At 46.9% G+C, this 1,524-nt stretch carries 1 protein-coding gene; it reads left to right on the top strand.

Translation table 11 applies throughout. The features are described 5' to 3' along the window. Positions 1-51: 51 nt before the first annotated feature. A complete protein-coding gene (locus JKP82_RS20665) occupies positions 52-1,206 on the top strand; it encodes an IS110 family RNA-guided transposase (RefSeq protein ID WP_218398577.1) in 1,155 nt (384 codons plus the stop codon). The last annotated feature ends 318 nt before the right edge of the window (positions 1,207-1,524 follow it).

Raw genomic sequence — 1,524 nt, 5'->3', positions numbered from 1 at the left:
AGCCAAAGCCATAATTAGTTTGTTCAATACTAAATCAATTTGGAGGCTAGCATGAACAAACATAGCATGATTTTTATCGGATTGGATACGCATAAAGAGTTTCACGAGGTTGCCTATTGTGAAGAGCAGCGTGGAGCAAGTGCGGTGCACTATGGCCGAATTTCTTCTTCAAAAGTCAGCGTCAAAAAGCTCATTCGTCAGTTTGAATCGAAATACCCCGGGGCAACGATTCACGTGGTGTATGAAGCAGGGCCATGTGGATATTGGATTTATCGACTTATCGCAAGTTTAGGACATTGTTGCTACGTCGTTGCGCCCTCCCTTATTCCGAAAAAGCCTGGTGAACATATCAAGACCGATAGGCGCGATGCATTGAAGCTGGTGAAGCTGCTAAAGTCGGAAGATCTCACGCCTATTTATGTGCCTGAGCCAGAAGATGAGGCAGTAAGAGATTTATCCCGCGCTCGCGAGCTTGCCATGAAGGATCTAAAAGAAGCCAAATACCAACTCAAAGCGCTGCTACTGAGAAATAATATTCGATATGAGGGCACTGCTAATTGGTCGAAGAAACATCTGCGGTGGCTGACTGAGTTGATATTACCTCATCCCGCGCAGCACATTGTGCTGCAAGAGTACTTACAAACGATAGAAGAGCGCATACGACGATTGGAAAGGTTAGATAACGAACTGACACATCACGTACACCAGTGGCGGTATTATCCTGTCGTTAAAGCGATCCAAGCCATGCGTGGTGTGAGGCTGCTAGTGGCGGTTGGGGTTGTTGCGGAACTTGGTGATTTACACCGCTTCGACCATCCTAGGAAGCTTATGGCTTATTTAGGTTTGGTACCAAGCGAGCATTCCTCAGGCGGAAAACGTCATTTGGGCGCTATTACGAAGTCTGGTAACGGCAGAGCTAGGCGCTTGTTAATTGAGGGGGCGCACAGCTATCGATATCCCGCGAATGTGTCGACTAATATTCAAATCCGGCAAGAAGGGCTACCCAAAGACATCGTCGACATTGCGTGGAAAGCACAGCTTCGCCTGTGCAAACGCTACCAGCGAATGAGCAAGAAAGGTAAACATTACAATCTCATTATTACCGCAATAGCCAGAGAAATGGCAGCCTACATATGGGCTATTGTGAGAGAGGTCGTGCTTACGCCGGTCAATCCAAAATTAAGACTGAGCAGAGTACCTGCATGACAAACGAGTTTGAGCTAACTCATTCGGATCAGGCCGCGGAATGTGGCACAACCTACGAGGGCGTTATGACGGCAATAACTTAACGGTTATTGATCCACGAACATAGACTGATGAGAAGGTGACCACGGCGGAGTGAGTAAGGTAGGCGCTGTTCATCGAGAGATGAATAATCCACGAATACCAGCATGACAACCGACGACATTACTACCTCATCCGGTGCGTTAGCTCATTTATTTAGAGCAAGAAAGCAGCTAATTATGGACCGAAAAAATGTCAGGGAGACACTCGGTTTTTATTGACAAGGGGAGTCATACCAAC

Origin of the sequence: Alteromonas lipotrueae, assembly GCF_019249215.1 — a bacterium.
GTDB lineage: Bacteria > Pseudomonadota > Gammaproteobacteria > Enterobacterales > Alteromonadaceae > Alteromonas > Alteromonas lipotrueae.
The sequence above is the reverse complement of the archived record's forward strand: the minus strand, read 5'-3'. Positions and strand labels throughout refer to the sequence as shown.